General features: G+C 58.2%; 22 protein-coding genes and 1 tRNA gene. 16 read left to right on the top strand and 7 right to left on the bottom strand.

Annotation, left to right across the window (positions count from 1 at the left end; all coding sequences use genetic code 11):
• Positions 1 to 30: 30 nt before the first annotated feature.
• From serS to BDD14_RS01965, 3 genes are all read left to right on the top strand, one after another.
• Positions 31 to 1,356 (top strand): serine--tRNA ligase, encoded by a 1,326-nt coding sequence (gene serS, locus BDD14_RS01975; RefSeq protein WP_130417350.1) that lies wholly within the window; start codon positions 31 to 33, stop codon positions 1,354 to 1,356.
• Positions 1,357 to 1,412: 56 nt separating this feature from the next.
• Positions 1,413 to 1,805 (top strand): hypothetical protein, encoded by a 393-nt coding sequence (locus BDD14_RS01970; protein WP_130417349.1) that lies wholly within the window; start codon positions 1,413 to 1,415, stop codon positions 1,803 to 1,805.
• Between the two features lie 193 nt (positions 1,806 to 1,998).
• Positions 1,999 to 2,568 carry a LolA family protein gene (locus BDD14_RS01965; protein WP_242617666.1) on the top strand — a complete coding sequence of 190 codons (570 nt, stop codon included), beginning with the start codon at positions 1,999 to 2,001 and terminating at the stop codon, positions 2,566 to 2,568.
• 60 nt (positions 2,569 to 2,628) lie between these two features.
• Here BDD14_RS01965 and BDD14_RS01960 read toward each other — a convergent pair whose 3' ends face one another.
• Complete coding sequence (locus tag BDD14_RS01960; RefSeq protein ID WP_130417347.1) at positions 2,629 to 4,083, bottom strand: sulfatase family protein; 1,455 nt, start codon at positions 4,081 to 4,083, stop codon at positions 2,629 to 2,631.
• A gap of 470 nt (positions 4,084 to 4,553) precedes the next feature.
• Complete coding sequence (locus BDD14_RS01955) at positions 4,554 to 4,838, bottom strand: FtsB family cell division protein (RefSeq protein WP_242617665.1); 285 nt, start codon at positions 4,836 to 4,838, stop codon at positions 4,554 to 4,556.
• Positions 4,839 to 4,977: 139 nt separating this feature from the next.
• Here BDD14_RS01955 and BDD14_RS01950 point away from each other — a divergent pair, with 139 nt between their 5' ends.
• The 9 genes from BDD14_RS01950 to fahA all read left to right on the top strand — a co-directional run bounded on the left by BDD14_RS01950 (position 4,978) and on the right by fahA (position 14,791).
• A complete protein-coding gene (locus BDD14_RS01950) occupies positions 4,978 to 5,532 on the top strand; it encodes a hypothetical protein (RefSeq protein WP_130417345.1) in 555 nt (184 codons plus the stop codon).
• 20 nt (positions 5,533 to 5,552) lie between these two features.
• A complete protein-coding gene (locus BDD14_RS01945) occupies positions 5,553 to 6,149 on the top strand; it encodes a biotin transporter BioY (protein WP_130417344.1) in 597 nt (198 codons plus the stop codon).
• Between the two features lie 82 nt (positions 6,150 to 6,231).
• Positions 6,232 to 7,086, top strand: a complete 855-nt coding sequence (locus BDD14_RS01940) for a menaquinone biosynthesis family protein (protein ID WP_130417343.1) — start codon at positions 6,232 to 6,234, stop codon at positions 7,084 to 7,086.
• Between the two features lie 117 nt (positions 7,087 to 7,203).
• Positions 7,204 to 7,279 (top strand) — tRNA-Lys (locus BDD14_RS01935).
• Between the two features lie 300 nt (positions 7,280 to 7,579).
• A complete protein-coding gene (locus BDD14_RS01930; protein WP_130417342.1) occupies positions 7,580 to 9,850 on the top strand; it encodes a Tex family protein in 2,271 nt (756 codons plus the stop codon).
• A gap of 228 nt (positions 9,851 to 10,078) precedes the next feature.
• Positions 10,079 to 11,221 (top strand): 4-hydroxyphenylpyruvate dioxygenase, encoded by a 1,143-nt coding sequence (gene hppD, locus BDD14_RS01925; protein ID WP_130417341.1) that lies wholly within the window; start codon positions 10,079 to 10,081, stop codon positions 11,219 to 11,221.
• Positions 11,222 to 11,283: 62 nt separating this feature from the next.
• Positions 11,284 to 12,660 (top strand): homogentisate 1,2-dioxygenase, encoded by a 1,377-nt coding sequence (gene hmgA / locus BDD14_RS01920; protein ID WP_130417340.1) that lies wholly within the window; start codon positions 11,284 to 11,286, stop codon positions 12,658 to 12,660.
• The gene (locus BDD14_RS01915) at positions 12,657 to 13,526 is read left to right on the top strand and encodes a hypothetical protein (protein ID WP_130417339.1); all 870 of its coding nucleotides are present in this window, start codon (positions 12,657 to 12,659) and stop codon (positions 13,524 to 13,526) included. The genes hmgA and BDD14_RS01915 overlap by 4 nt, the downstream gene beginning before the upstream one ends.
• The gene (fahA, locus tag BDD14_RS01910; protein ID WP_130417338.1) at positions 13,514 to 14,791 is read left to right on the top strand and encodes a fumarylacetoacetase; all 1,278 of its coding nucleotides are present in this window, start codon (positions 13,514 to 13,516) and stop codon (positions 14,789 to 14,791) included. Before BDD14_RS01915 ends, fahA begins: the two co-directional genes overlap by 13 nt.
• A gap of 211 nt (positions 14,792 to 15,002) precedes the next feature.
• On the opposite strand, the gene BDD14_RS01905 is transcribed toward fahA, so the two are convergent.
• From BDD14_RS01905 to BDD14_RS31545, 3 genes are all read right to left on the bottom strand, one after another.
• Complete coding sequence (locus tag BDD14_RS01905) at positions 15,003 to 15,956, bottom strand: aldo/keto reductase (RefSeq protein WP_130417337.1); 954 nt, start codon at positions 15,954 to 15,956, stop codon at positions 15,003 to 15,005.
• A gap of 121 nt (positions 15,957 to 16,077) precedes the next feature.
• Positions 16,078 to 17,892, bottom strand: coding sequence for a glycoside hydrolase family 15 protein (locus BDD14_RS01900; RefSeq protein ID WP_130417336.1), 1,815 nt, complete (start codon positions 17,890 to 17,892; stop codon positions 16,078 to 16,080).
• Between the two features lie 172 nt (positions 17,893 to 18,064).
• A complete protein-coding gene (locus BDD14_RS31545; RefSeq protein ID WP_165419875.1) occupies positions 18,065 to 18,202 on the bottom strand; it encodes a hypothetical protein in 138 nt (45 codons plus the stop codon).
• Between the two features lie 53 nt (positions 18,203 to 18,255).
• On the opposite strand from BDD14_RS31545, the gene BDD14_RS01895 reads away from it, so the two are divergent.
• Together BDD14_RS01895 and BDD14_RS01890 are read left to right on the top strand one after the other, a co-directional pair.
• Complete coding sequence (locus tag BDD14_RS01895) at positions 18,256 to 18,999, top strand: carbohydrate-binding family 9-like protein (protein WP_242617664.1); 744 nt, start codon at positions 18,256 to 18,258, stop codon at positions 18,997 to 18,999.
• A gap of 222 nt (positions 19,000 to 19,221) precedes the next feature.
• Positions 19,222 to 20,478 (top strand): APC family permease, encoded by a 1,257-nt coding sequence (locus tag BDD14_RS01890; RefSeq protein WP_130417335.1) that lies wholly within the window; start codon positions 19,222 to 19,224, stop codon positions 20,476 to 20,478.
• Between the two features lie 109 nt (positions 20,479 to 20,587).
• On the opposite strand, the gene BDD14_RS01885 is transcribed toward BDD14_RS01890, so the two are convergent.
• Entirely contained in the window at positions 20,588 to 22,324 is a 1,737-nt protein-coding gene (locus tag BDD14_RS01885) for a carboxypeptidase-like regulatory domain-containing protein (RefSeq protein WP_207231660.1), read from the bottom strand.
• Positions 22,325 to 22,488: 164 nt separating this feature from the next.
• Positions 22,489 to 24,207 carry a GWxTD domain-containing protein gene (locus BDD14_RS01880; protein ID WP_130417334.1) on the bottom strand — a complete coding sequence of 573 codons (1,719 nt, stop codon included), beginning with the start codon at positions 24,205 to 24,207 and terminating at the stop codon, positions 22,489 to 22,491.
• A gap of 279 nt (positions 24,208 to 24,486) precedes the next feature.
• Here BDD14_RS01880 and BDD14_RS01875 point away from each other — a divergent pair, with 279 nt between their 5' ends.
• Both BDD14_RS01875 and BDD14_RS01870 read left to right on the top strand, forming a co-directional pair.
• Positions 24,487 to 25,887, top strand: coding sequence for an efflux RND transporter periplasmic adaptor subunit (locus BDD14_RS01875; RefSeq protein WP_130417333.1), 1,401 nt, complete (start codon positions 24,487 to 24,489; stop codon positions 25,885 to 25,887).
• Positions 25,888 to 26,040: 153 nt separating this feature from the next.
• Positions 26,041 to 26,796 (top strand): ABC transporter ATP-binding protein, encoded by a 756-nt coding sequence (locus BDD14_RS01870; RefSeq protein WP_130417332.1) that lies wholly within the window; start codon positions 26,041 to 26,043, stop codon positions 26,794 to 26,796.
• Positions 26,797 to 26,836 lie beyond the last annotated feature (40 nt).

The raw sequence follows: 26,836 nt of genomic DNA, 5'->3' as shown, positions 1-26,836 counted from the left end.
CTCTCCTGAAGAAGCTAAAATAGATAACAAATGATCGATCTCGCATTCGTCCGGGCCAATCTGCCCGTCGTTGAAGAAAAACTGCGCGCCCGGGGCATGGATCCTGCTGTTGCCCTCGGCGACTTCGCTGCCATCGACCGCGAACGCCGCGATGCCATCACCCAGGTCGAGACTCTCAAGGCACGGCGCAACAAGCTCACCGAAGAGATAGCCCGCCTCCGCAAATCCGGGGCCGATGCCTCTGTGCAGACCGACGAAACCCGCTCTCTCAAAGCCGAGGTCGACGCCCTCGAAGGTCGCGCCACCGCCGCCGATGAACGCCTCCAGGCCATTCTCCAGACCATCCCTAACCTTCCGCAAGATGAAGTTCCTGTCGGCGCCGACGAACACGCCAATCGCGAAGAAAAGGTCTGGGGCACGAAGCCATCCTTCGACTTCACACCCAAGCCTCATTGGGAGATCGGCGAAGCGCTCAACATCCTCGACTTCAACCGCGCCGCCAAGATCTCTGGATCCCGCTTCGTCGTCCACTATGGTGCTGGTGCCCGCCTGGAGCGCGCTCTCGCCAACTTCATGCTCGACCTTCACACCCGCGAGCACGGTTACACCGAGGTTCTCCCCCCGTACATGGTCAACTCCCGTTCCTTGTTCGGAACCGGCCAGCTTCCGAAGTTCGCGGAAGACCTCTTCCACTGCGACGACAAGGGTCCCTATATTTCGGGCGAGCTTCAGGACGGCGACCACTGGCTCATCCCTACCGCCGAGGTCCCCGTCACGAATCTCCTCCGCGATGAAACACTCGACGAATCCCAGCTCCCCGTCTCCTTCTGCGCCTATACCCCCTGCTTTCGCAGCGAAGCCGGCAGCTACGGCAAAGACGTGCGAGGCATGATTCGCCAGCACCAGTTTCAGAAAGTTGAGCTTGTCAAATTCACCACGCCTGACAAATCAAAGGGGGAGCACGAGACCCTTACCCGCCACGCCGAGACAGTCCTCGAACGTCTCGAGCTTCCCTATCGTCGTATGCTTCTTTCCACCGGCGACATGGGGTTTGCCTCCTCCAAAACCTACGACCTCGAAGTATGGCTTCCCGGCCAGGGTCTATACCGGGAGATCAGCTCCTGCTCCAACTTCACCGACTTTCAGGCCCGCCGTGCCAACATTCGCGTTCGTCCTGCCGGGGCCAAAAAGTCCGAATACCTGCACACCCTCAACGGCTCTGGCCTTGCCGTTGGACGCACCTATCTCGCAATCCTCGAAAATTACCAGCAGGCCGATGGCTCCGTTCGCGTCCCAGCCGCTCTCATTCCCTACATGAATGGCCAGACTGTCATCTCAAAGCAGGAGAGAGTTTGATGTTTTTACACCTGAGATTTCCGTCAGACGGTACCCTTCAGGAGCACAGATAGCCAATGCTCAAGACTCTTCGCTCCTATTTCTGGTGGACCTATGAACGTGGCAGTCTTCATTACGACGTCATGGTGACGCTGATCCTTCTCTTTCTCTTCCTCGGACCGCGATTCATCGACTTCAAAGACCGCCCTGTCGAAACCGTCGCTCTTCATTCCTCGGAGGTTCTCATTAAAGAGGCCGGAAACGTCGGCGATGCCAGCCGTTTCCTCTACCAGATTCGCGCCGACGAGATCCACCATTACATCGCTGGAGACGACAGTGACGCCGCCATTCGTTCCGCTATCCTCCGTGTGATTGAGCCCATCGCCGGCGAAGTTACTCTCGAGCACTACGAGCCTGTCCGCGACGCCGAGGGTCATATCATTGCTTACAATGCCTGGATTACCCGCTGACCTTCCACGCAGCTCAAAAAGAAGACGCATGTGCTTCTCATACGGGCACGCGGCTCAACGATGTGCATCTAATTTCTCGGAGAATCTATCCCGCATGACCACATGTCGACTGGCCGCTCTCGTCTTATTCGCACTTCCACTCACTCTGCCCGCTCAGGTAAAACCTGGCGAACTCGACCAGGCGATCCGTCAGATGGATGCCGCGAGCGCCCGTTTCAAGTCGGCCGAAGCCGACTTCCGCAGAGACTTTTATGAGCTCGTCGTGAAAGAAACCACGACGCAGCAAGGCAGCATCTACTTCAAGAAAAACAACAACAAGCTTGAAATGGGAGCAAAAGTTCTCCCACCAGCTGCCAAGTTCGTTTCCTATAAGGACGGCAAAGTCGCCCTATTCGATCCGGGAACAAAGGAACTCAAGATTCTCGCCTCCGGCAAGAATAAGGCGCAAGTCGAAAGCTTTCTCACGTTAGGCTTCGGTGGCAGCGGTTCCGAGCTCGCAAAGGCCTGGACTATAACGGATCTCGGCGTCGAACCACTCTCCGATGGCAGTGCTACCGTGCCGACCACCAAGCTCGATCTTGTTTCCAAAGACCCCGACGTGCGCAATATGTTTAGTCACATCGTCATCTGGGTCGACACCAACCGCGATATTTCGCTGAAGCAACAGTTCTTTACGCCATCAGGCGACTATCAAACCGCGACTTATACCAATATCCGTTACAACCAATCCGTGAATACAAAACCCTACGAATATAAGAAGTAGGCTTCAGAAAGAGAGCCGTCAGTCCAAGTCCCTCACGGCTCTATCTTTCGATTCCACTAATTAGGGATACAACTTGGCCGGCACGATCTCAGGCTCGGTTTCACCAGCAGCCGCCAGCAACTTTTTCAACTGCTCCCGTAGCTCATCCGCCTTCGCACGATACTCTTTGCGCCCCGCGAGATTCACCAGTTCATGCGGGTCCGCGCGTTGATCGTAGAACTGATACTCGTGATAAGTCGTAGCGGCTGGTTCCTTCGTACTACCAGAGAGATCGGCGACGCAGTAAGTCCAATCGGGCGTCCGGATTGCTCGCCCCGTCATTGACTCGCTGATCTGGATGAGTTGCTGATTCGGCCACTTCTGCCTGGCTTCAAAATCGTTCACCAGGGGAAGGAAGCTGTGCCCCTTCCATGTAGAAGGCGCCGGAATCCCGGCTGCTTCCATCAGGGTCGGTGCGAGGTCAACCAATCCAACCAGCTCAGGAATCTGCTGCGTTCCATGAAACCCCGGGCCGTCGATGATCAGCGGAACGCGGATCGAGCTGTTATGCGTGCTCCGCTTGTACTCCTGATTTCGCGTCATGAAGTGGCAGCCATGATCGCTGAAAAACACGAAGATCGTATTGTCCGCAAGATTTTCTTCTTCGAGGATCCGGCGAATTCGCCCCACCGACGAATCGATAGCCTCGATGCAGCCGTAATAGTCCGGCAGTTGATCCTGCCATGTACCCGGCAGCGCACGCAGATCTTCGGGAGCGGTCGAATTGGCAAATCGTGCAGCCGCGCCCTTAGGGGCGACAGGTCTCTGCATATCATTCTGTTGATGAGGTTCCAGCTGGGAGATGAACAGGAAAAAGGGCTTCTCCTGTTTCTGACGAAGAAAACGCTCCGCACGGTCCGTAAGAAAATCGACACGATACTGATCTTTGAACGAGATCGGCTGATTGTTCTGATCCCAGATCGTACCTTCATACGGATGCGTCGTATGTTCAAGCGCGTTCGCGCCTTCCCAAAGGTCCAGGAAGCCTCCACGATCTTCCGCCTTAACTGGACCCGGATCGCCACCTGCCTTGGGATTTCCGAGCGCCAGGTGCCACTTTCCGATCAGATTCGATGTGTAGCCAGCCTTTCTCAGCTCGCTGGCAAGCGTAGGAAGCGACTTATCCAGTACCAGGCCGTTGTGCCATACGCCGGTCTCGGTCGCATACCGGCTCGTTAGAAGCACAGACCGGGCTGGGGCACATACCGGCTGATTCGTCACGGCGTGCGTGAAGTTCTTCCCCCTCGAAGCAAGCGCATCGATGTTCGGCGTCCGCGTCGAAGCGTTACGGCCATTCGCCCCCACGAAGTCCGCGCGAAACTGATCAGCCAGATAAAGAATAATGTTCGGTTTCTTCGCCGATGAGGGGGCGGCTCCCTTCTTTTGCGCCTCTGCCGATGCAGGAACCGCTGCGGCCACGGCTGCCGCCATGGTTCCCTTGAAAAAGGACCGGCGACTTTGTATCGTTTCAGACATCCCAAACACTCCTACCAGTAGATTTTTCCAGCGAACTGCAGTTGTCTTGCGTTATCGCGCCTACTCGTGATCGAGGCAAACGTTGAGGATGACGTGAAATTCAAATTGCCCGAGGGAAATTTGGCGTATTCGTAATGTATTTGAAGGCTTCCGCACGAAGCTCCAATCGAACCTGGTCTACGAGGGCAATCCTGCGGAACAGTGAGAGGTCCAGCCTTCGATACAGAGCGGCAAGTTGATTGGAATGGCCGTTCAGAGATTTTTGGGGAAAGAATATTCCAGGGATCAGCGACAACAGAAACAGCTGGAGCTGAGGGAATCCGGAACGGGGCAAAACAGACGCGCCATGATTCTGTGACTGAGATAAGTCATAGGCTGATAACACGAATGATAGGGCCGTGATTATCTGGTGTCAAACAACGGTAGGAGAGCACTGAATTAAACACTCTCGCGATAGAGAGCGGCTGCCTCTATCGGGCAGGTGGTGCTGAATTCCCTGGAGCCACAGGAAGCGTGTAGATTACCTCGCCCGGTCGCGTGTAGTGAAGCTCCTCGCGTGCCTGGTGTTCGATCGCGTTCGGATCGTCTTTCAACCGGCCGATATGCCCCTTGAGCAGTTCGTTCTCATGCTCAAGGCTCCTCAACTGGGTATCCAACATACGGGCATCCCGGTTCTTCCGTTCGTATGCAGTCAGCCCGTTTTGTCCGAACACAACATGGTAGGCAAGCCCAAGCGCCAACACAGCCGCAGCCACAGTTGCCCAACGCCTCCACCCGCCAGCTACGATAAAAAATACACGAACCAGCGAACCATGACCTCCTACTGATGCGCCGTGTGTGCTGGTAGCCGCCATTGCTATTTTAAGTACAAATTTTCAGGAGGAGCACCGTCAAGTGGAAAACAGCCATCTCCTTGTGGTGTACCTAGTTCGTACTGCCTTCATCGAAAATCAGTCGTTGTGTTCCTCCGTCGCCGCTTTCGCGGAGACGAAAAAATGCACGAACCCTGTAGCGCTTGGTATCCTTCTCGAAGTGGATATTCTCTTCATCATCTCGATCGCATCGTTCGTTGTTCTTCTCGGGGCGGCTTTTGCCATCCTTTACCGTATCCGCTCCTCGCATCGCGATCGCAGGCCCACGCCCCCTCCCGAGCCCAGCTTCACCGAACACCTCTATGCAGCAGCCGAGTATGGCACTCCGCGCTCCTCGCGCCTGGTCTCGCATCAAACCATCCAGTCCGTTACAGCGAGGAAGGACTCGGCTTCCGGTTCCGAATCGGCCGGCGATCCGAACTCATCCCGAAGATCAAATCTCCCTAGAATCGTCCATCGGTCCCCTGAATCTTCTGAGTCTCATGGCCAGGCCCATATCAGTCCGGCACATGGGGCTGCGCCTCGTCCTCTCCGTGTAGTTGGCGGTACACGGGCAGCTTCGTCCCAGCGCTTCTAGTGCGAAAGGAAAATTTCTTCATGCAATCCACCCTACCCAACTCAACCGGCCTGACACATCCGTCGTCCAGGTCCCTCGCAGAGTCGATCCCCGCACGCATCGCGATCGTCTTCGCCGCAACTGTCTTTGTTGCGGCCTGCGCACACGTCTCCATCCCTCTTCCCTTCACTCCTGTTCCCCTTACCCTCCAGAACTTCGGTGTTCTTCTCGTTGGGCTCATGCTTGGTCCCGTGGCCGGCTTCTCTGCCATGGCTCTTTATCTCGCGGAAGGAGCCATCGGTCTTCCAGTCTTTAATCCCCACGCCACCGGTGGTCTTATCCAGCTCTTCGGAGCCACGGGCGGATATCTTCTCTCCTATCCATTCGTAGCAGCAGCAGCCGGCTGGGCCTTCCGCTCCCTTCCTCTGAAGTCGCTGTATCTTCGCGCCGCCAGCGCCGGAACTCTCGCGACTCTCCTGCTCTTCGTCTGCGGCTCGCTTTGGATCGCCCACGTCCTCCATCTCAGCGCCGCCGGCGTTTGGATCATGTCGATCGCTCCCTTCGTTCCCGGCGAGATCGTAAAGATCGCTGCTGCCGCAGGACTCGCCGCATCCATTGAAAGCTGGCGCCGAGCCTGACGCTTCGCCCCGATCCTCTCCAGAATCGCCACCCTGGCGCTTCCTTCCCCTTGTCCCATCACTCCCAGAGGAATACCGCATCATGACCGCCCCGCAGACCGCAGTTCAAGAGATCAGCATCGCCCACAGCCCCGACTCAGACGACGCCTTTATGTTTTACGGGCTCGCCACCAACAAGGTTCGCGTCCCGGGCTATAAGTTCTCCCACGTGCTGACCGACATTGAAACCCTCAATCACAAGGCCATCAATGAAGCCTTCTACGATGTCACGGCCATCTCTTTCCATGCCTATCCGTACCTTCAGGACAACTACACCTTGATGGCCTGCGGAGGCAGCGTCGGAGAAGGCTACGGTCCCATGATCGTGGCCAATCCCAAGATCAATCTTGCAGAGGCAAAGAAGACGCGTATCGCCGTTCCCGGTACCCTCACCACCGCGTTCCTTGCTCTCCGCCTCTTCGCCCCGGATATCCAGTACTCCGTGGTTCCCTTCGACAAGATCATTTCGTCGGTCAATGCAGGAGAGTTTGACGCCGGCCTCATCATCCACGAAGGCCAGCTTACCTATGCCAACGACGGTCTGGTCAAGCTCCTCGATCTGGGCCAGTGGTGGCGCGAACAGACCGGCCTTCCCCTTCCGCTTGGAGGCAATGCCATCCGTCGCTCCCTCGGGCAGGAGACCATGCAAATCACCACCAATGCCCTGCGCGACAGTATTCAGCACGCGCTCGACCACAGGGAAGAGGCTCTTGCCTACGCGATGCAGTTCGCGCGCGATCTCGATCCCACGCTCGCCAATCGCTTTGTCGGCATGTACGTTAACGAGCGCACCCTCAACTACGGGGACGACGGTCGTGAAGCCATCCGCAAGCTTCTCGAGATGGGGTATGATCGCGGCATTATTCCGCATCGTGCCAACGTTGACTTTGTTGGCTGAAGAACGGCCTGCAGGACACCCATAATCCTGCAGGCTGTGTTATCTTAAATAAGTCGATTGATCGCAGCCGAAACGGCTCTCAAACGATGCTCCTCTCTTCGAGGAAATGGTAAGCCTGGACGCGTAGCTCAACTGGCAGAGCATTCGACTCTTAATCGACAGGTTGAAGGTTCGATTCCTTCCGCGTCCACCATCTAACTCCTCAATTCAAGCCGATATCGGTTCAGTTGTTTGCTCCATACACTTCATCTTCGAAAATCGGACCAGGGAGACTGACAGAGCCGCTTTCGTCAGTTGTGCGCTGGTTGATTGCCATCCGCAATCGTTCGCCCGCGCAACTCAGATCGTACCCTGGCTCCTCCATATCGTGTGGTTCGTGGCACCTGCCAGACTTCTTGTACGAGGGCATCCACGAGCCGTGTATATGGAAATCTGATTCTGATCGAAGACCCATTTTTCCAGACTCTTTGCCGCTACGATACAAAGAGCAATCATGGCCGACGCGAAGACTCTCTCCCCTGAAATTCTCCTGCACATCGCTCAGTCTCTTAACCTTCCGCTTCACGGTCTCACCGCCGTCATCGGGCTGCTCAGCGAAGGTGGCACCGTCCCCTTCATCGCGCGCTACCGCAAGGAAGCCACCGGCAACCTCGACGAGGTGCAGATCCGCGACATCGAAGAGAAGGTCGGATACTTTCAAGACCTTGTCAGCCGCCGCGAGACCATCCTCGCCTCGATCCTCGAACAGGGCAAGCTCACCGACGAACTTAAGGCCCGCATCGAGGCGACCCTCGACAAGTCCGAACTCGAAGACCTCTACCTGCCTTACCGCCCCAAGCGCCGGACCAAGGCCACCATCGCGCGCGACCGCGGCCTCGAGCCCCTCTCCGACTACCTCTGGGCTCAGCAGTCTACAGGCCAGTCGCTAGCAGAATTCGCAGCCACATTCATCAATCCCGAAAAGGAGGTAGCTTCCGCCGAGGACGCCCTCGAGGGCGCCCGCCACATTGTGGCCGAGACCATCAGCGAGAACGCCGATCTCCGCAAGGCCTTGCGCCAGCTCATGTTTGATGAGGGCATCATCGTCAGCAAAAAGTCCTTCGATGCCGTCGATGAACAGGAAAAGTTCAAGATGTATTACGACTACCGCGAGCCTGTGAAGACCATCCCGTCGCATAGGATGCTTGCCATCCGCCGCGGGGAGACCGAGTCTGTCCTCTACTTCCTCATTGAACTCGAGCCCCTTCGCGCCACGTCCCAGCTTCGCGCTCGCGTCCTTCGCGGGTCAGGAGACTGGACCCCGCACCTCGAACTGGCTATCGACGATTCATGGAAGCGTCTTTTGAATCCCTCGATTCAGGGCGAGTTACGCCTCGAGCTCAAAAAGCGATCCGACACCGACGCCATTCAGGTCTTTCGCGACAACCTCCAGAATCTTCTGCTGGCTGCGCCCGCAGGTCCAATCTCTGTTCTCGGAATCGACCCCGGCCTGCGCACCGGCTGCAAGATCGCCGTCGTCGACGAAACCGGCAAGTTCCTCGCCAACGATGTCCTCTACCTCCATACCTCCAAAAATGCAGCCTCAGGAGCGGGAGCTACACTCGCCGCTCTGATCGCGAAGCACAATGTCCGGGCTATCGCCATCGGCAACGGAACGGCCTCTCGCGAGACCGACGCCTTCGTCCGCGAGTTTCTCCGCGAGCATCAGCTCAACAACCTCTTCTCGGTCACCGTCTCCGAATCCGGAGCCAGCATCTATTCCGCCTCCGATATCGCTCGTCAGGAGTTTCCCGACCTCGACCTCACCGTCCGCGGCGCCATCTCCATCGCGCGGCGTCTTCAGGATCCCCTCTCCGAGCTGGTCAAGGTCGATCCCAAATCCATCGGCGTCGGTCAGTATCAACACGACGTCGATCAACGCCAGCTCCAGCAGTCCCTCGAGACTGTCATCGAGAGCTGCGTCAATCGCGTCGGCGTTGATCTCAATACTTCCTCCTGGACACTGCTCCGTTACGTCGCCGGTGTTACCGAACGCACCGCGCTCAACATCGTTGCCTACCGCGATGAGCACGGAAAGTTCCGCTCCCGCGCACAGCTCAACAAAGTTCCCGGCATCGGCGCTAAGACCTTCGAGCAGGCGGCCGGCTTCCTTCGGATTCGCGACGGGGAGAACCCTCTCGACCGCACCGCCGTCCATCCCGAGTCCTATCCAGTGGTCGAGCAGATCGCTCAGACACTCAACACTCCCATCGATATGCTCATCCAGAGTCCGCAGCTTCTCACCACGATCAACGCAAAACAGCTCTCCGCCGGCAGCTTTACCGTCGCGGACATTCTTGAAGAGCTCCGCAAGCCCGGTCGCGATCCACGGGATCAGTTTGTCGCCCCTAGCTTCTCCGAGGCAGTCCGCGAGTTCAGCGACGTCCAGCCCGACATGATTCTTGAGGGCATCGTCACCAACGTCACCAAGTTCGGAGCCTTTGTCGACATCGGCGTGCATCAGGACGGCCTCGTCCATATCAGCGAACTCTCCAACCGCTTCATCAAGGACCCGTCGGAGGCCGTTAAAGCGGGCCAGATCGTCAAGGTCAAGGTCCTCAGCGCTGATGTCAAAACCAAACGCATTGCCCTTTCGATGAAGGCCCTCATGGGCCCAGCTCAAAATAATCAGCGCCGCCCGAAGCAGCCCGGCCCTCAGACCCCGTCACAGCCCAGCATGGACGAGAAGCTTGCCATGCTTTCAACCAAGTGGAAGGTGTCCTGATCTGGGTATCAATAGCCCGGCTTCTATTGATCGAGTCAACCAGACTCAAGCGGCAGGCAAGTGACTGATAAATAAAGGCGAGTTCGGGACCTCTATCCCAGCGATGCTCAGGCTTTGTGAGTACCCCCGGTCTTTTTCTTCAAAGCGCCCATTCCCTGTTACGCACAGTAGGCCTATTCTGCTTGTTGCCGGAGTAGAGCCTGCCCTTCGGCAGAAAGGGGAATCTCTATGCGTACCGCAAGCATCGCTTCTGAGCCCACACGCCCAAGCGCTAAGACCAGCACCGACTTTCTTCCGCTCAAGGGAATTGACCACGTTGAGTTCTACGTCGGCAACGCTCGTCAGGCAGCCTACTTCTACCGCGCCGCCTTCGGCATGTCGCTCGTCTCCTACGCCGGCCCTGAGACCGGTCAGCGAGACCGAACTTCGTACGTGGTTCAGCAGGGCAAGATTCGCTTCGTCTTAACCACGCCCCTGCGAAGCGGCAATCCGATTGCCGACCACGTTCACCGCCATGGTGACGCCGTCCACAGGATTGCCCTCTGGGTGGACGATGCCCGTAACGCCTGGCAGGAGACGGTCGACCGCGGAGCCATCAGCATCGCCGAGCCATACACGCTCTCCGATGAGCGCGGCCACGCAGTGCTGTCCAGCATTCGCACCTATGGCGACACCATTCACACCTTCGTCGAGCGCCGTGCTTATAGTGGGCCGTTCCTTCCTGGTTTTCGCGCCATCGAAGACGATCCCATCGTCCGTCCCGTCGGCCTTCTGCACATCGATCACATGGTCGGCAACGTCGGCTGGCACGAGATGGACACATGGGTCGACTTCTACGCCAAAGTGATGGGCTTCTCGCTCTATCAGCACTTCGACGACAAGGACATCTCGACCGAATACTCCGCGCTGATGTCCAAGGTGATGGCCAATGGCAACGGGTACGTCAAGTTCCCCATCAACGAGCCAGCCGAGGGCAAACGCCGGTCACAGATCGAAGAATATCTCGACTTCCACGCCGGCCCCGGCGTGCAGCACATCGCCATGGCCACCAATAACATCGTGCATACCGTCAACAAACTGCAGGAACAGGGCATTGAATTTCTTCGCGTCCCGCACAGCTATTACTCCGAATTGCAGGCACGCGTAGGAAAGATCGACGAGCCTGTCGAAGAACTCGAACGACTCGGCATTCTGGTCGATCGCGACGACGAAGGATACATGCTGCAGATCTTTACCCGTCCCGTCGAAGACCGTCCCACGCTGTTCTTCGAGATCATTCAGCGTAAAGGAAGCCGCAGCTTCGGCAAAGGCAACTTCAAAGCGCTCTTCGAGGCCATCGAACGAGAGCAACAGGCACGCGGCAATATGTAACGAGAAGAAGCACCAGACAGGGAGGCGAGCCATAACGCGGCCGCCCGTGAAAGGGATCATCCATGTCCGTTGAAACTCAGACCGTTGTAACTCAACCCGTTGAAACCCAGACCGTTGAAACCCAGTATCAATCCGGCTTCGGCAACGAATTTGCCACCGAGGCCGTTGCCGGAGCGCTGCCCTCCGGCCAGAACGCTCCTCAGAAACATCCCCTGGGCCTCTATACCGAGCAATTCAGCGGAACACCCTTTACCGCGCCTCGCGCCGTGAATCGCCGTACATGGACCTATCGCATCCGCCCATCAGTAACTCACCATCCTTATCAGGAGATTCCCTCGCGCCTGATCCGCAGCGGTCCGTTTACCGAAGTTCCCACGACGCCCAATCAGTTACGCTGGAATCCGCTGCCGCTGCCTGAAGAAGCGACTGACTTCGTCGACGGCATCACAACCCTCGGCGGCAACGGCGACCCGGCCATGCAGACCGGCGTAGCCATCCATCTCTACGCAGCCAATACCTCGATGAGCGACCGCTTTTTCTATAGCGCCGATGGAGAGCTCCTGATCGTTCCGCAACTGGGCGCACTTCGCCTTCACACTGAGCTTGGCATCCTGGAAGCCGCGCCCGGCGAAATCTGCGTCATTCCACGTGGCGTGAAAATTCGCGTCGCGCTGATAGATAACCAGGTACGCGGCTACATCTGCGAAAACTATGGCCAGCCCTTCCGCCTGCCCGAACTCGGACCCATCGGGGCAAATGGATTGTCCAATCCACGTGACTTCAAGGCTCCTGTAGCGGCCTATGACGATCGCGAAGGCGAGTTTCACATCACCGCCAAGTTCCTCGGGCGCCTCTGGTCCGCACATATCGACCACTCGCCGCTCGACGTCGTCGCATGGCACGGCAACTACGCTCCGTACAAGTACGACCTGGCACTGTTCAACTGCATCAACACCGTTTCGTTCGATCATCCCGACCCGTCGATCTACACCGTCCTGAGTTCGCCATCGGTCATTCCCGGCACGGCAAACTGTGACTTCGCCATCTTCCCGCCACGCTGGCTGGTCGCCGAACACACCTTCCGCCCGCCGTGGTTTCACCGCAACCTGATGAACGAGTTCATGGGCCTGGTCTTCGGTGCCTACGATGCCAAGGCCGAAGGATTTGTCCCCGGCGGCGCCAGCCTGCACAACTGCATGGCGGGGCATGGGCCGGATGCCGAGACCTTCGAGCGCGCCACCTCCGCCGAATTGAAGCCGCAGTACCTCGACAACACGCTTGCCTTCATGTTTGAAACGCAGCTCGTCGTACGTCCCACCGAGTTCGCCATGAACACCAAGATCCTGCAGCACGAGTACTACGAATGCTGGCAGGGCCTCAAAAGACGTTTCAATCCCGGCCTCGCGTCCGACGCGATGCCTAAGTCAACGAGCAAATGAGCGAACAGACTAGCGCCATCGACCACCTGCTCGCCGGCCTCATCGACTACGCCGGCCTGTACCCGCCGGCCGCGCTCAACATGCGCTCCGCCGTGCGCAACTACCTCGGCTACAGCCGAAGCAAACACTCGGGTGTCCTGGGGCGCTTCGTCGTCGATCTGGATCGCCTGCACGAACTCTGGGCGGTCGCCGATGATTCCATCTGTAACCTGAGACTCAGCATCATCGCCTTACCGGCTGCGAGTTGGCCAAACCTGCGGCATCTCCTCGACGATGGCGTTCCAATCGAGTCCATCGAAGCAAAAGCACACTCCCCCTCCGAGATCGAGCGCATCACAAAGCTGATACCCGCTGGCATCACCACGTACTTCGAACTACCCATCTCCTCCGCGGAACCACAGGCGCTCGACGCTATCGCAGCCACGGCCGCGCGCGTCAAACTGCGCACAGGAGGCCTGGTCGCCGAGGCATTCCCTCCATCCGAAGCAATCGCCAACATGCTGAAGGCCCTTGCCCACCGTCGCATTCCATTCAAGGCCACCGCAGGGCTGCACCACCCCATCCGCTCCCGTTATCCCTTCACCTACGCGCCCGATAGCCCCATTGGCACCATGCACGGCTTCGTCAACCTCTTTCTCGCCGCAACCCTGCTCTATCTCGGCGGCACTCTGGACGAAGCAAACCAACTGCTCAACGAAGAGCACCCCGAAGCTTTTTCCATCTCCCCAGAAGCCATCGCCTGGAGATCGTTCCACTGGACCTCCGCGCAACTTCGCACCGTGCGCAAAGAGTTCGCAATCAGCTTTGGCTCCTGTTCCTTTGAGGAGCCAATCCACGATCTGGAGGCGCTCGGATGGCTGCCGTAAAAGAGAGTTGGGTCGCATCCGCCAACGATCCGGCATCGGACTTCTCCATCCACAACCTGCCCTATGGCGTCTTTCGCCATCAGGAGAAGACGCGCATCGGCATCGCTATCGGCGACCAGATCCTCGATCTTCGCGCCTGTGCCGAGCACGGCCTGCTCTTGCCGCTCCCCCAGGAGACCATCGCCGCCTGCCGCGCAGACCTGCTCAACCCGTTGATGTCGTTTGGCCCAACCGCATGGTCTGCTCTACGCCATCAAATCACCGCCCTGCTCGACGCCGGACAACCCAGAAGAGACAGCGTAGAACCGCACCTCATCCCCATGCGTGAGGCCGCGATGCAGCTCCCCGCGCAGATCGGCGACTATACCGACTTCTACGCCTCCATCCATCACGCCACCCGCGTCGGTCTCCTCTTCCGCCCCGAGAACCCGCTGTTGCCAAACTACAAGTACGTCCCCATCGGCTATCACGGCCGCGCGTCCTCCATCGTTATCAGCGGCGAGAACATCCACAGACCGTGGGGACAGATCAAGTCCCCAACCGCTGCCTCGCCAGCCTTCGGACCCACTCAGTCCCTCGACTACGAGCTAGAGGTCGGCATCTTTGTTGGCCAAGGCAATCGCCTCGGCCAGAGCATCCCCATCGCCGAGGCCGAACAACATATCTTCGGACTTTCCCTCATGAACGACTGGTCTGCGCGCGATATCCAGGCTTGGGAGTATCAGCCTCTCGGCCCCTTCCTCTCCAAGAGCTTCGCGACCACCGTCTCTCCGTGGATCGTTCCCCTGGAGGCGCTTGCTCCCTACCGCGTTCCCGCCCTTGCGCGCCCCGCCGGCGACCCCGCGCCTCTCCCCTACCTCTCCTCCCCGTCCTCAGATCGTGACAGTATCGACCTTACGCTCGAGGTCTATATCGAGTCCGCTCAGATGCGCCAGAACGATCGAGCGCCTATGCTGCTCAGCCAGGGCAACCTGCGCGATCTCTACTGGACGATCGCCCAACTCCTCACCCACCATGCCAGCAACGGCTGCAATCTGCGCCCAGGCGATCTGCTCGCCACCGGCACCGTCTCCGGTCCCGGCCCAGGCTCCGAGGGTTGCCTGCTAGAAAAGAAGCACAACCCCGAGCCTATTCGCCTGCCCACCGGAGAGCTACGAACCTTCCTCGAAGACGGCGACCGGATCACCTTCCGTGCCGGTGCGCAGAAACAAGGCCTGCCGAGAATCGGCTTCGGCGAATGCACCGGAACAATCCTCGCACCGTAAAGACATATCGACTCTGAAAACCGGCACTCGGACAATACGGCGATTCTTTCGAGCAGGTGGCTTGGTTACAAAACGACAATCCTCTCGGGGAGGCTGCAACCTGAACACACGTGCCAGCGTTTGACTCTCAGACCAACAAACTCTTGTCGCTGCGGAAGTCCCACCTCCGTCCAGAGCTGGGACTTCCTTCAGCGTGTTCTGGAATCACCCCTTATGCCACATGCTCCGCCAGATAGGCCTTGATCTCTAAAAACTCCTCATCCGGCAATCGAAAAGTTGCCGCCGGAATAACGCCTTCCACCTGCTTTGCGCTGCGTCCCCCCACAATAGCGCCTGTAATCGCAGAGTGATGCAGCACCCATGCGATCGCCACAACTCCCGCGCTCACGCCGTGACGCTTCCCAATCGCGCCGATAAATTCGGCTACGGCGAGGTTCCGCGACAGCAGCGGCTCCTGGTAGTTTTTGGCATTGCGACGGAAGTCATCTTGTGGGAAGTTCGCTACACGCTCCTTCGTCATCGCCCCGGTCAACAACCCCGAATGCATGGGAGCATAGCTGATGGTGCCGATATTATTTTTCTCGCAGAACGGAAGAATCTCCGCCTCGATCGCGCGATTCAGCATGGAGTACGGTGGCTGATTCGAAGTGATGGGAGCAATCTTGAGCGCACGCTCCATCTGGCTCACACTGAAATTCGAGACACCAATCCAGCGAACCTTCCCCTCCTTCTGGAGATCCGCCATCACCCCCCAGGCCTCTTCGATCTCTTCGTCGGGCTTGGGCCAATGCATCTGGTAAAGATCGATCGATTCCACCTGAAGACGACGAAGACTGTTCTCCGCTTCGCTGCGAATCTTCTTCAGATCGTTGGACACTTCCCGCTTCTCATCCCACACCAGCCCGCACTTGGTGAAGACATAGGGTTTATGCGAACTCGACTTCAGTGCGCGAGCCACAACCTCTTCCGAGTGGCCCAGACCATACACAGCAGCCGTATCGATCCAGTTGATTCCAAGGTCGAGCGCCTTATGGATCGCCGAGATCGAATCGTTGTCATCCTGTGGTCCCCACGCGAACTGCCAGTCCCCACCGCCGATTGCCCATGCGCCGAACCCGATAGCTGTAAGCTCCAGGTCCGAATTGCCAAGTTTCTTCTTATCCATACTCTTCATATTACCGAGAAGCCTGGGGCCACTGATAATCCAGAGGATCGACAGGCCGAACAGCACATTCCTCCGTGAACTCTTACAGGTAACCGGAACGAGCATGATCGGCGAGCAATCCTCAGCGCCACGCCTCTGGTTCCGTACCCGATAACGCCCGGTCCAGATAGGTCGCCGCGCTGATCAGAGCCAGGTGTGTCAATGCCTGCGGAAAGTTACCAAGATGCTGGCCGCTCGCTCCAAGCTCCTCGGCGTATAACCCCACATGATTCGCGTACCCCAGCATCTTTTCAAACAGCAGCCGTGCCTTCGCTGTCTGATGCGACCGGGCCAGTGCTTCGATAAACCAGAAGCAGCACGCGGTAAAACTACCCTCATCTCCCGTCAGTCCATCGAAACCCTCAACATCACGATAGCGATACACCAGCGTATCCACGGTCAATTCGCGTTCTATTGCAGCCAGTGTGGAAAGCCATCTCGGATCCGAAGGACTTATAAACCGGACCAGTGGCATCAACAAAATCGAAGCATCCAGCGTCTTTGATCCCTTGTACTGCACGAAGGACTGCAGATCCTCGTCCCAGAAGTTCGCATGAATGTCTTGTGTAATCGCGTCTCTGGCATCTTCCATCCATCCATAGGGACCCGACAAGGATCGCTTCGCTCCCAGGCGAATTGCTCGGTCGAACGCAACCCAGCACATAAGCCGGGAATGCAGGAAATGCTTGCGGCCGCCGCGAACCTCCCATATTCCCTCGTCCTCGCGATTCCAGTTCTCGGCCAGCCATCTCAGAATCCGCTTGATATTCTCCCAGTCGTCTATGCTGAGACCATCTCCGTACTTCGCTGCCAGATAGACCGAATCCAGTAATTCACCATAGATATCCAGCTGCAGCTGCTTCCAGGCAGCGTTTCCTATCCGGACCGGCTTCGAATCCATATATCCGCGCAGATGATCCAGAACAATCTCGGGAGTCTCCTGAGATCCATCCGTCGCGTACAAAACCTGCAACGGACCTTGCGACGCATCGTAGTTCAGGCGGTCATGAATCCACTTCTGAAACTGTGCCGCTTCCTCAAAGAAGCCTAGCCGCATCATGGCGTACAACGTGAATGACGAATCACGCAGCCAGGTGTACCGATAATCCCAGTTTCTTCCGCCGCCAATCCGTTCTGGCAGGCCGAAGGTCGGTGCCGCCACAATCGACCCGTGCTCGCGATCGGTCAAAAGCTTCAGCACCAAGGCCGACCGATTCACCATCTCTCTCCATCGGCCCGTGTAGTTCGATTTCGCAATCCAATCTCGCCAGAACTGCGAGGTCTTTTCCAAATCCTCTTCCAGTTCGCTCACCACAAGAGTCTTTCGAGCCTCAGCACAATCCTCGGTGAAGACAAACCAGGCGATCTCCCCCGCCTTCAGGCGGAATGTCTGCACCACTCCCTCTTCCGACATCTCAAGCTGTATCGTCGCCTGCAAAACGAAGGGCGGGTGCCCATCCTCAGGTTTAAAAACAATTGAGTTGCCATCTCGTTCCGTGGTGTGCGAAGCCCGGGCATAATCAAAGCGTGGATGGCACTCTAGCTTGAAATTGATATCGCCCTGGATCACGGTCACACGGCGAATGATGCGCCCTCGATTCCCTCCCGCGAGAATCGGCATAAAGTCCGTGGTCTCCGCGATACCGTCGTCGGAAAGAAACCGCGTCAGCAGAATATTCGTGTCCGGCAGATACAGTTGCTTGGTACCGCTACGCTTCAGGTCCGCCTGAATGCAGAAGAAGCCACCCTTCTGCGGATCCAGAAGTGCAGCGAACAGGCTCGGCGAATCAAACCGGGGAAAACAAAAAAAATCGATCGACCCAGTCGTGCTGACCAGAGCGAGCGTCCTCAAATCCCCAATCACACCGTAGTTCTCTATCGGCAGGTAGTCCGTCATAACACCCCAAGGCTACACGGATGCCCGTCGATTTGACGAACCTGCTCTCGAAGCAGCTGCACTCTTTCCCGTCCCGACCTCACCGCACCAAGGTATCGGTCAGAACCCATACTTTGGGAATGTAGCTAACAGAGCCTTGTCTTGGTACGTTTTACCTCATGCATCAAGAAGATCAGCCCAATCCGAGGATTGTGGCGAAGATCATGGCCCTCCCCTGGATTGTCATCTGGATCTCCGCGCTCATCGTTCTCGCCGAGCGCCGCGCATGCGATATCCCCTTCGAGCACCCGCTCGCCTGGATTCTCACCATATCCTCTCCTATAATGGTTTGGAGCCAGTTCCGGGGATGAGAAGATGGATGGCATGCCACGCCTCTCCCATCTGCAACTCTCGCTCGCCTTTGCCTTCTTCGTAACCATGGCCTCTGCGCAGACCATCCCGTCGCAACCGGATTCATCCACCATAACCGCCACGGAAGCTGACCGCGACGTCCCCCTCACCACAGATCCCTCCGCGTCCTTCTGGCAGCAGACCAGGCCCGTCTTCATCACCGGCGATACCTTCGGGAACCCTGTTCCCTCCCATCGCACCGAAGTTCGCTCGCGCTGGACGAAGGACAGCCTCTATCTGCTCTTCATCTCACCGTACGAACAGCTCAACCTCAAGCCCTCGCCCCAAACCGCCACTGAGACCAACCAGCTTTGGAACTGGGACGTTGCCGAGGCATTCATCGGTTCCGACTTTAAAAACATCCGCCAGTACAAGGAATTCGAGATGTCTCCTCAGGGCGAATGGGTCGACCTCGACATCGACCTCGCCAAACAGGGGGATAAAGACGCGTGGAAGTGGAACTCCGGCATTAAGGTCAGCGCACGGATCGATCGCGATCGCAAAATATGGTATGGAGCCATGCGAATTCCCTTCGCCTCACTCGGCGCCAGCTCCGTCGCCTCCGGTACGACCTTTCGCATCAATCTCTTTCGCTGCCAGGGTCCCACGGAAGGCCGGCATTATCTCTCCTGGCAGCCGTCCATGAGCAAGAGCTTTCATGTCCCCGAACACTTCGGGACCCTCGTTCTTGCCAGCGCAAAACATCCTTCTCGTTAGCTCAAAAAGAAACACGTCCATCGCGCGAAAGCTGATCTGCTTCGTAATCGATCAAAGAGTGGCACAGTCACGCCGCCGGCTGAAACTCACCACCGAAAGGCACCTGTTCTGAATTTCCTGCCCAGCGATCCTGAAACCTCGGCATCTGCCGGTCTGCGCCGTTCCCTCAAGCTCTGGCATCTCGTCGTCTACGGCATCGTCATTATTCAGCCCACGGCTCCCATGGGCATCTTTGGCGTCGTCAGCAACGTCGCCAGAGGACACGTCGTCTCAGCCATCCTCATCGCCATGGTGGCTATGCTTTTCACCGCCGTCAGCTATGGTCGCATGGCCCGCGTCTATCCCAGCGCGGGCTCCGCCTACACCTACGTCGGTCGCGAGCTTCACCCCACACTCGGCTACATCGTCGGCTGGTCCATGCTCATGGACTACATCCTCAACCCGATCATCTGTGTCATCTGGTGCAGCGCGGCAGCACGCAACATCCTGCCTCAGGTTCCCTACGCCGCATGGGCCATTGCCTTCGCTGTTCTCTTCACCGCACTCAACCTGCGGGGAGTCCGAACCTCCGGCACGGTAAACGGCCTTCTCGCGATCGGCATGAGTCTCGTCGTCGCCGTCTTTCTCGCCTATGCCGTCCGCTATCTCGCCTTCATCGCTCGTCCCGTGGGCGGCGAGTGGCTGCGCCCCTTTTACGATCCCGCTACTTTCTCCGCATCGCGTCTCTTCCGCGGAACCTCCATCGCCGTTCTCACCTACATAGGCTTCGATGGCATCTCCACCATGAGCGAGGAGGTCGAGAATCCTGAACGCAACATCATGCTCGCCACCGTCCTCACCTGCCTTGTCATTGGCCTGCTCTCCGCAGTCGAGGTCTACGTCGCCCAACTCTCCTGGCCCTTCCGCTCGCCCTTCCCCGCCACCATCGTCGACACTGCCTACGTCCACGTCGCAGAGCGTATTGGCGGCCGTCTCCTCTTCCATCTCCTCAATGCCACCCTGCTCATCGCCAACCTCGGCTCCGGCATTGCGGCTCAATTTGGCGCCGCACGCCTGCTCTACGGCATGGCACAGGGAGGATCGCTCCCTCGCCGCTTCTTCTCCGCGGTAGCTCCCCGCACCGGCATTCCACGCAACAATGTTCTTGTCATCGGTGCCTGCGCTTTGATCGGGGCCTTTCTCCTCACCTACGAGCGTGGAGCCGAGCTGCTTAACTTCGGCGCATTCATCGCCTTCATGGGCGTCAACGCCGCAGCCCTCGTCCACTATCGCCGTCGCCCCGGACGACAGGTACCACTCGCAACCACGGCTCCGCTCCTTGGATTGCTCGTGAGCGGCTTTATCTGGCTCAACCTCAATCACACTGCGCAGCTGTTGGGAGTCCTTTGGATCGTCCTCGGCCTTCTGCTGCTCTTCCTCATGCGCTCAACACGGGAAACACCTCCGGCAGGCAGCACAGAGTCCGCACCATCCGACTAACGTCGAGGCCGCGCAGTTCCTGAGTCGCTATGTTTTGAGAATACGGGCTCGGCTCTTCGCAAGTGGCAGAGCATGGATGGAAGAGAACCGCAGAGAAACGAAGCGGTTTTTAGAAATTGAACGCCAGACCCGCTTGAATCATCCGCGGAGTCTGCGCCAGGAAAAGCGTGCGCCCGTCCTGCGAAAGCACTGGGCGATATCCCTGCTCCAGCAGGTTCGTGATATCCACCGTCGCCTCCAGTCCGCTCGGGAGAACCTTTCCACACCGTATCGGCTGTCGGATTAAGAAGCTCAGATAGGCCTGATCGCTGAAGGCAGCGAAAGAATTGACCGCCGTCACCAGCGTCTCCGGCTGCCAGCGATACGACGCCCGCACCTGCGTCCCGCTGTGGATCAGGCGGCCCTTCAGAGCAACCGTTGCCGACTGCCCCGCCCTCGATTTCAGCTCTGTAGACACCGTACTCAGATGCATAGGCTGCTTGTCACCCGGAGCCGCCATCGCGTTGCCCGTGCTGTACTCGACCGCCACCCACAGTCCAGGCGTAATCGGCTCCGTCATCAGCAGATTGATACCCTGCGACCGGTAACCGGCGCCCAGCATTCTGAAGGATTCCGTCGCAGTATCGGCAACAATGCCGTTTGCGGTCGAATCCGGAGCCGCAGCCGCGGCTAGATCAGCCACCCCCAATTCGCCGCCGCCCGCCAGCATCACCCGCTTCAGATTGTCTTTGTAGTAAGAAACCTGAACCATCCCGCGTCCAGCTTTGCGTGCAAGCGAAAGCTCCTGGTGAAGGCCGCTCTCCGTCTTCATCCGGCCCCGCTCCATCACCCCAACCGGCAGTTCCAGCTCTACCGTATCCAGCCCATTGAACGACTGCAGATCCCGCGAGGTTGCCATCCGATATCCGGCACTCCACTGGGACGTCGGATGCGCCGTAATCTTCAGAAAAGGTCGCGAAGCCATTGCATACCCCGCGCTCCGCAGGACGTAGACGGTTCCCCCCAGCTCGAGATCGACCGAATCGCCGAGCGTAGTCTTCTGCGAAGATGCCAGCTGAAGCGCCTCGAGACCCGTTGCGCCGCCAGTCCCCACCATCTCCGGATGAGACTGATAGCTCGTGACAATACGTCCCGCCCCCGAAAACCCAAGCCGTCGCTGGTATCCCGCTTGCAGCGAAGTGGAGGGAGCGCGCAGATACGGTCCCGTCTGTGCTCCCAGGTCCGCTCGAATCTCTACATCTGATCCGTCCGGCATCGAACGATCCAGCTGGAATACGTTGTGAATCCCCCCGTTTCCGAAGCCCCCGTTGCCCGACGAGACCCCCGCGCGCGCCTTATCGGCGGGCCTCGCATGTTCGGTCGCGCTCGAGGAAACCATCATTACATCCCCGTTGTCGTCGAAGACGCGGAGAATCGGTCTGTTCGCCACAGATCGCAGCGTCCAGGTCCAGTCGTCCTTCGGCTCGTCCGCCTTGCGCCTCTCCGCCGGCAGCCATGCCGCCGCATCGAAGATCGCGTTCATGGTCAGGTTCACGATTGCTCGCGCACCAGGAGCAAGCTGTAAATTGCCGTGCATAGCCGGTACAAAGAGCGCCGCCGAAGCGCGAACCTCATATTTTCCGGGAAGAATATTTGCGATCAGGTAGCGGCCGTGAAGATCGGTGAATGCGGTTCCCACCAGGGTCGAGTTGACCCCCGTCACCTGTACCAGCGCGCCCATCTGGACCACGCCTTGCGCATCCCGCACCACGCCCGAAACTGCCGCAGGTGGAGCGGCCCATCCGCGCAGAGATGCCGTCAGCATGATCACCGTCAGCATCGCGACATTCACATAATTACGTTGCACAGTCTTTGGCACCTGGGCGTCGACGACTGCTCCAAAAGAATCGATCCCTTGAAAACCGGGAAATTACTTGAAGTGGTAGCGCTTCGGACCGGTTACGCCAACTCTGATCCGCGCAACCGTGTCGCCTCATGCCCGCACACCTGAAAGTCAAATGCAAAAGTGAATCAATCCACAACAAACGGCGCAGATTCTGCGATCTGCTGCTTGGAAATCCCATCGTCAACCTTGATGGTGATCTCGTACTTCCCAGGTTCCAGGCTCGCCAAAGGCAGCGACCGTTCCAACGTCACCTGGTCCGAATTCGGATTGGTCTTCGAGGTCAGCTCCTCCGCATTCAGAAGAACCTGCTTGGTCGTCGTGTTCGTTAGCTGGTACTCGATCTTCGCTCCGTTTTGCTTGCTCTTTTCGTCGATACCGAGGTTATACACCTGCATCCAGAAGTTCAAGTTCTGGTTTCGGTGGAAGGTCACAGGCTGGGTTCCGCCCGAAGAGACCCGAGGACGAATCCGTGTATTACCAATGACGAAGTTCCCGGCGCCAATATCCTTCGACGGCACCCGTTCCATCTGGTCAGCAAGAATCAACGATGAGGCCGCAAGCCGATCGTCGTCATACTTCGGAGCGTTGACGCTGCGCTGCCAACGTCCGATGTGGTCCGGATTATTGACGTCCTTGATAACGATATCGACCTTGTACAGCCCCGGACGCAACGGAATCGACTTCCAATAAACAGAAGCATTGTTCTGCGTGCGGCCCAGCAGCTCGCTCGGAACCTGGACTGTCACCGTTTCTTCGAAGGACTGGATGATCCGGTGATTCAGGTTCGAGACTCGGCCCAAAATATTCACTGTTCCTGTCGCAACCCCGTCCTTGTTCTGAAAGGTGATGTCCTTATTGCGAATCTGGAGCGTGATCGGCACCAGGATCGTGTCGCTGGTCACCTTCACGTAGTCCGTGCGGACATCGAACAGGAAGGGAGGCCCGGTCAGAATCTTCGAGCTGACCATGTACGCTTCCAGATCCTTGAACTTGATCTCCGGAGCAGCCATCAGCTTGGCGTAGGTGTTCAGACGATCGAACTGCTTGCTCTGATTCATCGTCGACATCGGCCCGGTACCGAGCTGCTCGAGCCCACCACCGGAGAAGCGGTCAGCCTTCGATGCCTGGCCCATCTGCTCATACATCGTCGCGCCCGCACCCGGAACATACTTCAGAGCATCTTTCTCCGAGCGGTCGATCGTCATGTGATAGTCGCCGCACATGCACGTATCTACAAATTCAATGTCGATGTTGTCGCCGACGCCCTGCAGATAACGGTAATGCCACGTCTCGAACGGATAGGTCGATGTGTTTCCGCCGCCCTCTTCCATCGGCCTCTGATAGTTGCCACCGCTCGGGTGCGAATCGATCGAGTCCGCCTTACCGAAGGCAATATAGATATGGCCGCGATCCGTCTTCCAGCCCGGCTTGCCGGCAGCGAAATGCTCATTCGCATACGCGATGCGACGATAGTGTTCGTCGCGATACTCATTATCCGGAGAGTCCGGATTCGGATTGCGTCGCAGCCAGAACTGCTCGATGAAGCTGTCGCGCTCCTCGTCGTTGCTCAGATGCTTGAACGCCTGCATCTCTTGGTCGGTGATGATCCAGCGAACATCCTCGTCCAGCCACTTCTTGTAAACGCCCTTCAACTCCTGCCGCAGCGCCCTCTGTTGCGCGAATTTTTCCTTGTCGGTGGGCTGACGTTTCAGTGGATCGGGCTTCTCCTCAACCGGGGTTCCCTGCTTCACGTCCGTCTGCGCCTGCGCCGACGGAATCCAGGCTCCAACCATCGCAAGAGAAAGGAAGGCCGTACTCAGAGCCAAGTGCCGAGAGGTTTTCATAGTGCTGAGAATGCTCCTGATACCAACCAGTATTGTAGTGCGGGTGGCACCCCGGTTACAAGCTGTGGAACCACACTCGGGACCCTGATATCATCAGGCCCACAAAAGACATCTCTGTTTGGACGTTGCCTGCCCCATTCCGGCTCAATGGGAAACCATGAAAGCAAACGACAAAGACCGAAGGAAGTCGGGAACGAGACCACCCCAAACCGCGTATCTGATGACAGAACGTCAAATCCAAAACGCAACCCGGTATACCGGAAACGCAGAGAACTCAAAATGAGCCTCAAAAAGATTGTCCTGATCGCGGTCGCTGTCCTGGTCTTCGCAGGAATTGTTATCGGCAGCATTCTGCACAGCCAGGGAGCCGTGACCAAGGTCGCCACCGGACACGCCGTGCGGCAGGACCTCGTCTCCATCGTAAACGGCACCGGCCAGATCAAGCCCAAGACCTACGTCAACGTCGGCGCCACTGCCTTTGGCCGCATCACTCACCTTTATGTCAAGGAGGGTGACCGCGTAAAGGCGGGCCAGCTCGTCGCTACCGTCGAAAGCGAACAGCCCGCCTCTGCCGTCCAGGCCCAGAACGCGACCATAGCCGCCTCCAGGACCGACGTCGAATCCTTCGCCGCCGCCGAGCATACCGCCGAAGCCAACGTCGTTCAGGCTAAGGCCGATCTCGAGCAGAAACGCTTCGACTACGAGCGCGCCAAAGCCCTGTACGAGGCCAAGCTCATCGCCAAGCAGGACTTCGACGCCAAAAAAGCCGCATTCGACGTCTCTGCCGCAACCCTGCAGCAGCGTCAGGCAGCCGTCGCCCAGGCAAAGGCGCAGACAGCCTCTGCCCGAGGTCATGTCGACCAGGCAGTCGCCACCCTGCGTGGAAGCAATTATTCCCTCGGACTCACCCAGAGCCGCGCTCCCTTCGAAGCGCTCGTCACCAACGTCCCCGTCCGTGAAGGTGAAACCGTCGTACTCGGCATCCAGAACGCCGAGGGCTCCACCCTCATGACACTCGCCGACATGTCCGTGATCACCGCAGAGGTCAAAGTCGACGAGACCGACATCGTCAATGTCGCCCTCGATCAGCCCGCCGACGTCACCATCGACGCCCTTCCCGGCCGCGTCTTCAAGGGCAAGGTCACCCAGGTCGGCGATCAAGCTCTGCTCCGCACCACCGGTATCGCTACCAGCCAGAGCACCACAGGAACCGAAGAGGCCAAGGACTTCAAGGTCGTCGTTACCCTTGAGGCCCCCTCCGAAGACCTCCGGCCCGGCCTCTCCGCGACCGCTAAAATCACCACCGCCCATCGCGCCGACGCCCTCACCATTCCGATCCAGGCACTCGTCCAGCGCAATCCCGCCACCGAAAAAGCATTTGAGCAGAATAATGGCAAGGCTCCGGGAGCCAGCGGCGTCGCGGCCAGCACCGCACCTCCCGCCGGAAAAGCACAGACCGTACAGGGGGTCTATGTTCTCCGGAACGATCGCAAGAAACTCCGCGCCGTCTTCGTACCTATCTCCACCGGCGTCACTGGCGCCACAGAGATCGAGGTGTTGGGCGGCCTCAAGCAGGGAGATGAGCTCGTCACTGGCCGCTACAAAACTCTTCGCACCCTCAAGAGCGGTACGATCGTCAAAAGGGATAACACGCCTGAGACTTCCACAGAGAAGTCCTGACGCCCTCGGCCACCGGAACAGATCCGCATAGTCTCCCACGGAACCTTACGGCCACCGCATACGTATCACCGTGGGAAACGTACTATCCTTAGGACCACAGCATCGCCCCGGGCAAATCAGATTGGCCCGGGAACGCAGAACCCGGAGAACCGGATGGCTACCGAAACCGCAGTCGAAACAACCCTCATCAATGCCGCCGGGCCCCGTCCCGGCGACATCATCGTCACCGATAATCTCTGGAAGACCTACGAGATGGGAGATCAGGAGGTCCACGCCCTGCGCGGCGTCAACCTCCGTATCCGTCATAACGAGTACGTCGCCATCATGGGCCCTTCCGGCTCCGGCAAATCCACGCTGATGAATCTGATCGGCTGCCTCGACTCTCCCTCGCAGGGCAAGTACTGGCTCAACGGACACGACGTCTCCGAACTCAACGACGACGAGCTCGCCCGCATTCGCAATAAGGAGATCGGCTTCGTCTTCCAGACCTTCAACCTGCTCGCCCGCGCCACCGCGCTCCATAATGTCGAGCTGCCGCTGATCTACAACGGCACGCCCGCAGCCGAGCGCACCCAACGCGCCAAGGCCACTCTCGAGAGCGTCAACCTCGGCACACGCATGATGCACAAGCCCAATGAGCTATCCGGCGGTCAGCGCCAGCGCGTCGCCATCGCCCGCGCCCTCGTCAACAACCCCTCCATCATCCTTGCCGATGAGCCCACCGGAAACCTCGACTCCAAGACCGGTGATGAGATCATGGCCCTCTTCGACGATCTCCACTCCAAGGGAAACACCATCGTCCTCGTCACCCACGAGCCCGACATCGCCGAATATGCCCATCGCATCGTCACCATCCGCGACGGCGTCATCGCCAGCGATCACCCCTCCACTCGCAACCGTAACCAATAGAGCACATACGCCGTTCCGCCGGGCGTGCATCCGGTTTGGG

The organism is Edaphobacter modestus (genome assembly GCF_004217555.1).
GTDB classification, from domain to species: Bacteria; Acidobacteriota; Terriglobia; order Terriglobales; family Acidobacteriaceae; genus Edaphobacter; species Edaphobacter modestus.
The sequence above is the reverse complement of the archived record's forward strand: the minus strand, read 5'-3'. Positions and strand labels throughout refer to the sequence as shown.